This window comes from Vibrio sp. R11-SG3-ISO9, assembly GCF_059834255.1.
The window spans coordinates 55,272-61,977 of record NZ_JCBDGU010000048.1 but is presented as its reverse complement, the minus strand read 5'-3'; the positions used below and the strand labels follow the sequence as shown (position 1 = coordinate 61,977).

Genomic DNA, 6,706 nt, shown 5'->3' with positions numbered 1-6,706 from the left:
GACTCATCTCAGGGCTCGCTTCCCGCTTAGATGCTTTCAGCGGTTATCGATTCCGAACTTAGCTACCGGGCAATGCCATTGGCATGACAACCCGAACACCAGAGGTTCGTCCACTCCGGTCCTCTCGTACTAGGAGCAGCCCCCTTCAATCTTCCAACGCCCACGGCAGATAGGGACCGAACTGTCTCACGACGTTCTAAACCCAGCTCGCGTACCACTTTAAATGGCGAACAGCCATACCCTTGGGACCGACTTCAGCCCCAGGATGTGATGAGCCGACATCGAGGTGCCAAACACCGCCGTCGATATGAACTCTTGGGCGGTATCAGCCTGTTATCCCCGGAGTACCTTTTATCCGTTGAGCGATGGCCCTTCCATTCAGAACCACCGGATCACTATGACCTGCTTTCGCACCTGCTCGAATTGTCATTCTCGCAGTCAAGCGGGCTTATGCCATTGCACTAACCTCACGATGTCCAACCGTGATTAGCCCACCTTCGTGCTCCTCCGTTACTCTTTGGGAGGAGACCGCCCCAGTCAAACTACCCACCAGGCACTGTCCGTAATCCCGATTCAGGGACCAACGTTAGAACATCAACACTACAAGGGTGGTATTTCAAGGACGACTCCACCACATCTAGCGACGCGGTTTCAAAGTCTCCCACCTATCCTACACATGTAGGGTCAATGTTCAGTGCCAAGCTGTAGTAAAGGTTCACGGGGTCTTTCCGTCTAGCCGCGGGTACACTGCATCTTCACAGCGATTTCAATTTCACTGAGTCTCGGGTGGAGACAGCGTGGCCATCATTACGCCATTCGTGCAGGTCGGAACTTACCCGACAAGGAATTTCGCTACCTTAGGACCGTTATAGTTACGGCCGCCGTTTACCGGGGCTTCGATCAAGAGCTTCGACCGAAGTCTAACCCCATCAATTAACCTTCCGGCACCGGGCAGGCGTCACACCGTATACGTCATCTTACGATTTTGCACAGTGCTGTGTTTTTAATAAACAGTTGCAGCCACCTGGTATCTGCGACTCTCGTCAGCTCCATCCGCAAGGGACTTCACCGATAAGAGCGTACCTTCTCCCGAAGTTACGGTACCATTTTGCCTAGTTCCTTCACCCGAGTTCTCTCAAGCGCCTTGGTATTCTCTACCCGACCACCTGTGTCGGTTTGGGGTACGATTCCTTACAATCTGAAGCTTAGAGGCTTTTCCTGGAAGCATGGCATCAATGACTTCACCACCGTAGTGGCTCGACATCGTATCTCAGCGTTATGAAGAGCCGGATTTACCTAATTCTTCCGCCTACGTACTTGAACCTGGACAACCGTCGCCAGGCCCACCTAGCCTTCTCCGTCCCCCCATCGCAATTGTAAGAAGTACGGGAATATTAACCCGTTTCCCATCGACTACGCCTTTCGGCCTCGCCTTAGGGGTCGACTTACCCTGCCCCGATTAACGTTGGACAGGAACCCTTGGTCTTCCGGCGAGGGAGTTTTTCACTCCCTTTATCGTTACTCATGTCAGCATTCGCACTTCTGATACCTCCAGCAGCCCTTACAGACCACCTTCAACGGCTTACAGAACGCTCCCCTACCCCGCACACTAAAGTGTGCAGCCGCAGCTTCGGTGTATAGCTTAGCCCCGTTACATCTTCCGCGCAGGCCGACTCGACCAGTGAGCTATTACGCTTTCTTTAAATGATGGCTGCTTCTAAGCCAACATCCTGGCTGTCTGAGCCTTCCCACATCGTTTCCCACTTAGCTATACTTTGGGACCTTAGCTGGCGGTCTGGGTTGTTTCCCTCTCCACGACGGACGTTAGCACCCGCCGTGTGTCTCCCGGATAGTACTTACTGGTATTCGGAGTTTGCAAAGGGTTGGTAAGTCGGGATGACCCCCTAGCCTTAACAGTGCTCTACCCCCAGTAGTATTCGTCCGAGGCGCTACCTAAATAGCTTTCGGGGAGAACCAGCTATCTCCAGGTTTGATTGGCCTTTCACCCCTAGCCACAAGTCATCCGCTAATTTTTCAACATTAGTCGGTTCGGTCCTCCAGTTGATGTTACTCAACCTTCAACCTGCCCATGGCTAGATCACCTGGTTTCGGGTCTATATCCAGAGACTGAACGCCCAGTTAAGACTCGGTTTCCCTACGGCTCCCCTAAACGGTTAACCTTGCCACTGAATATAAGTCGCTGACCCATTATACAAAAGGTACGCAGTCACACCACGAAGGTGCTCCTACTGCTTGTACGTACACGGTTTCAGGTTCTATTTCACTCCCCTCACAGGGGTTCTTTTCGCCTTTCCCTCACGGTACTGGTTCACTATCGGTCAGTCAGTAGTATTTAGCCTTGGAGGATGGTCCCCCCATATTCAGACAGGATATCACGTGTCCCGCCCTACTCGATTTCACTGATTATGATGTGTCGGTTACGGGGCTATCACCCTTTATTGCGAGCACTTTCCAGAGCTCTTCACCTGCATCATTAAAAGCTTAAGGGCTAATCCAATTTCGCTCGCCGCTACTTTCGGAATCTCGGTTGATTTCTCTTCCTCGGGGTACTTAGATGTTTCAGTTCCCCCGGTTTGCCTCTTGTTGCTATGTATTCACAACAAGATACTTACTTATGTAAGTGGGTTTCCCCATTCGGAAATCCCAGACTCAAAAGGTTTTTACTACCTAATCTGGGCTTATCGCAAGTTAATACGTCCTTCATCGCCTCTGACTGCCAAGGCATCCACCGTGTACGCTTAGTCACTTAACCATACAACCCGAAGAGGTCTTTATGTATGGTAAACAACCAAGGTTTTTGGTTGTAATAAGAAGGGTTAGTTCTTATTACGTGTTTGCCGGACTCAATGGTGATTCAAATTAAATTTGAATCGAATACAAGACACTTGAATGTGTTTGTGTTGTGTTTATACCGTTCTTATTAACTAAGAGGGATAAACATTGAGAACTTTTAATTTGATTTAAATAACTGTGTTATTTAAATCAGTCAGCTTTCCAAATTGTTAAAGAGCAGATTTCTTTCTGAAACCATGTTTAAAAGCACTATCGCTAATGCGCTTAAAGATGGTGGAGCTAAGCAGGATCGAACTGCTGACCTCCTGCGTGCAAGGCAGGCGCTCTCCCAGCTGAGCTATAGCCCCAACGAAATCGATATTGACCGCTATCTCTGGGAAAAGATAGTGGTGGGTCTGAGTGGACTTGAACCACCGACCTCCCGCTTATCAGGCGAGCGCTCTAACCAGCTGAGCTACAGACCCAATATCGTCTCTTAACTTTCTAAACCGTATCAATCTGTGTGGACACTTATCGTGAACATCTTCGTATAAGGAGGTGATCCAGCCCCAGGTTCCCCTAGGGCTACCTTGTTACGACTTCACCCCAGTCATGAACCACAAAGTGGTGAGCGTCCTCCCGAAGGTTAAACTACCCACTTCTTTTGCAGCCCACTCCCATGGTGTGACGGGCGGTGTGTACAAGGCCCGGGAACGTATTCACCGTAGCATTCTGATCTACGATTACTAGCGATTCCGACTTCATGGAGTCGAGTTGCAGACTCCAATCCGGACTACGACGCACTTTTTGGGATTCGCTCACTCTCGCGAGTTGGCTGCCCTCTGTATGCGCCATTGTAGCACGTGTGTAGCCCTACTCGTAAGGGCCATGATGACTTGACGTCGTCCCCACCTTCCTCCGGTTTATCACCGGCAGTCTCCCTGGAGTTCCCGACATTACTCGCTGGCAAACAAGGATAAGGGTTGCGCTCGTTGCGGGACTTAACCCAACATTTCACAACACGAGCTGACGACAGCCATGCAGCACCTGTCTCAGAGTTCCCGAAGGCACCAATCCATCTCTGGAAAGTTCTCTGGATGTCAAGAGTAGGTAAGGTTCTTCGCGTTGCATCGAATTAAACCACATGCTCCACCGCTTGTGCGGGCCCCCGTCAATTCATTTGAGTTTTAATCTTGCGACCGTACTCCCCAGGCGGTCTACTTAACGCGTTAGCTCCGAAAGCCACGGCTCAAGGCCACAACCTCCAAGTAGACATCGTTTACGGCGTGGACTACCAGGGTATCTAATCCTGTTTGCTCCCCACGCTTTCGCATCTGAGTGTCAGTATCTGTCCAGGGGGCCGCCTTCGCCACTGGTATTCCTTCAGATCTCTACGCATTTCACCGCTACACCTGAAATTCTACCCCCCTCTACAGTACTCTAGTTTGCCAGTTTCAAATGCAGTTCCGAGGTTGAGCCCCGGGCTTTCACATCTGACTTAACAAACCACCTGCATGCGCTTTACGCCCAGTAATTCCGATTAACGCTCGCACCCTCCGTATTACCGCGGCTGCTGGCACGGAGTTAGCCGGTGCTTCTTCTGCAGCTAACGTCAAGAGGTGCCGCTATTAACGACACCCCCTTCCTCACTGCTGAAAGTACTTTACAACCCGAAGGCCTTCTTCATACACGCGGCATGGCTGCATCAGGCTTGCGCCCATTGTGCAATATTCCCCACTGCTGCCTCCCGTAGGAGTCTGGACCGTGTCTCAGTTCCAGTGTGGCTGATCATCCTCTCAGACCAGCTAGGGATCGTCGCCTTGGTGAGCCATTACCTCACCAACTAGCTAATCCCACCTAGGCATATCTTGACGCGAGAGGCCCGAAGGTCCCCCTCTTTGGCCCGTAGGCGTTATGCGGTATTAGCCATCGTTTCCAATGGTTATCCCCCACATCAAGGCAATTTCCTAGGCATTACTCACCCGTCCGCCGCTCGACGCCGTTATCGTTCCCCGAAGGTTCAGATAACTCGTTTCCGCTCGACTTGCATGTGTTAGGCCTGCCGCCAGCGTTCAATCTGAGCCATGATCAAACTCTTCAATTTAAGATTTTGTGACTCAATGAATACTGATTACATTACATAGTAATGTTGAATTGACTGTGCCGAATCTTACGATTCGAATTGGTCACTCAGTTCATTGAAATCAAGTTGAAACCGAAGTTTCATTTTTGATATTCATCAACGAGTGCCCACACAGATTGATAGGTTCTAATTTTTAAAGAGCTTCTAGCGTTTTGTGATTTATATCTCAATCGCTAGGGGTGCGTACTATACTCGCACCGTTTTGAGAGTCAAGGGTTATTTTCAAACTCTTTTTTCTCTACCGATTTCAGTGTGTGACTTTCGTCTCACTCCGTGTCGGTGAGGCGGCATTATAGAGAGATTCGAATGGAGCGCAAGGGCTTTTTTAAATAAAAATTTCGTTCGACTAAAAAGCCATCAAAAGCGCTTATTTTGAATAAAAACTAAACATTTGAGACGCATCACAGCAATACATTGGAAAAATACAAACCATGAACGTAAGATTCATGTGTCTATTTTGTTAATAGTAGATGCGTCTATTTCGTTTATTAATATGTAGTAATCCGATATGAATTCAAAAAAATCGATGTTGTTAATTGTCGCACTGGCTGTATTAGGCGGCATTGTGTTTTCACAGGTTGATATATCGCCTGCAATTACTTTCGTTCTCGGTGTCTTGGCTTCAGCTTTTATTCTTAACCTTTCAGGCTCAGACACAAAATCAGATTCAGAACCTAAAGCTTCAACTCAAACCCTATATGTGGGTAACCTTCCATATAAAGCCAACGAATCACATGTGCGTGAACTTTTCTCTGAACACGGTGAAGTATTTGCCGTAAGACTAATGAAAGATAAGCGTACTGGTAAAAGAAGAGGATTTGGTTTCGTGGTGATGGCTAGCAACGATGTCAATAACGCCATTGCTAGCTTAAATGATAAAGACTATATGCAGCGTACATTGAAGGTACGTATCGCAAATGACCCTAAGCATCCTGAAGCGGACGGATCTGAACAGGCATAAAACCCATTTCTTTTAATGTTCTATTGAGTGCACCTTCTTTTCTTAGAGGTGCACTACAATATACCTCTCTTATTCCCACCACTTTGTCTCCACTTTCGACTTCTAATAGGCTTTGCACACGTTTGGCGATCGCACTGCCCGAGTCCACTAGCATGACATCCTCTCCCATTACGCTTTGGATCTCTTCTTTTATTAATGGGAAATGAGTACATCCTAATACAGCGACATCCACAAGATTCATCATCGGACTGAGAATCTGAGCCAACTCCTCGAGATTAACGAGCTCCCCACGTAATTTCTCTTCTGCCATGTCCACCAGCTTTGTCGAACCCAATAGTTCAACGTGTTTGTCACTAGAAAAGCTTTTAATCAGATCATGGGTATATTGACGAGTAATCGTTGCAGGCGTGGCAATCAGACCAACCGCTTTGTTTGCCATAAGAGATGCAGGCTTGATCGCCGGAACGACACCAACAATTGGAATCGTATTAATAGCGCGCAAGGTTGGAAGAACGATGGTGCTTGCGGTATTACATGCAATCACTACGATATCGATAGAGTGGCTTCGAATAAAACTAGCGACAATCTGCTCAACTCGATCTATCAGTACCTGCTGTTCCAATTCACCATAGGGATAGGCTTCATTATCGAAAGCATAGATATAGTTATGGTTCGGTAGTAGTTTGTTTATCTCTTTATAGACAGATAAGCCTCCGACTCCCGAATCAAATACCAGTATGTTTTTTTGTTGCTCGCCCAACACTGCATCTACCTATAAGAAAGTTCGCAGCAATCATACCCCTTCACTT

General features: G+C 48.1%; 2 protein-coding genes, 2 tRNA genes and 2 rRNA genes. 1 reads left to right on the top strand and 5 read right to left on the bottom strand.

From position 1 onward, the window contains the following. The 4 genes from AC6R05_RS17655 to AC6R05_RS17640 all read right to left on the bottom strand — a co-directional run. Positions 1–2,773: ribosomal RNA gene (locus AC6R05_RS17655) — 23S ribosomal RNA — on the bottom strand; the annotation flags it as partial. Between the two features lie 312 nt (positions 2,774–3,085). After that, positions 3,086–3,161, bottom strand: a tRNA-Ala gene (locus tag AC6R05_RS17650). Between the two features lie 40 nt (positions 3,162–3,201). Then, positions 3,202–3,278: transfer RNA gene (locus AC6R05_RS17645), tRNA-Ile, on the bottom strand. 66 nt (positions 3,279–3,344) lie between these two features. Then, positions 3,345–4,897 (bottom strand): 16S ribosomal RNA (locus AC6R05_RS17640). Positions 4,898–5,444: 547 nt separating this feature from the next. Between AC6R05_RS17640 and AC6R05_RS17635 the strand changes: the two genes are divergently transcribed. After that, positions 5,445–5,897 (top strand): RNA recognition motif domain-containing protein, encoded by a 453-nt coding sequence (locus tag AC6R05_RS17635; protein ID WP_032553404.1) that lies wholly within the window; start codon positions 5,445–5,447, stop codon positions 5,895–5,897. On the opposite strand, the gene murI is transcribed toward AC6R05_RS17635, so the two are convergent. Continuing rightward, positions 5,860–6,660, bottom strand: coding sequence for a glutamate racemase (gene murI / locus AC6R05_RS17630; RefSeq protein WP_500648156.1), 801 nt, complete (start codon positions 6,658–6,660; stop codon positions 5,860–5,862). The two genes, AC6R05_RS17635 and murI, sit on opposite strands and share 38 nt — an antisense overlap. Between the last annotated feature and the right edge of the window lie 46 nt (positions 6,661–6,706).

Coding starts and splice junctions, on each gene's coding strand:
- AC6R05_RS17635 (WP_032553404.1), top strand. CDS start 5,445: ATGAATTCAAAAAAATCGATGTTGTTAATTGTCGCACTGGCTGTATTA.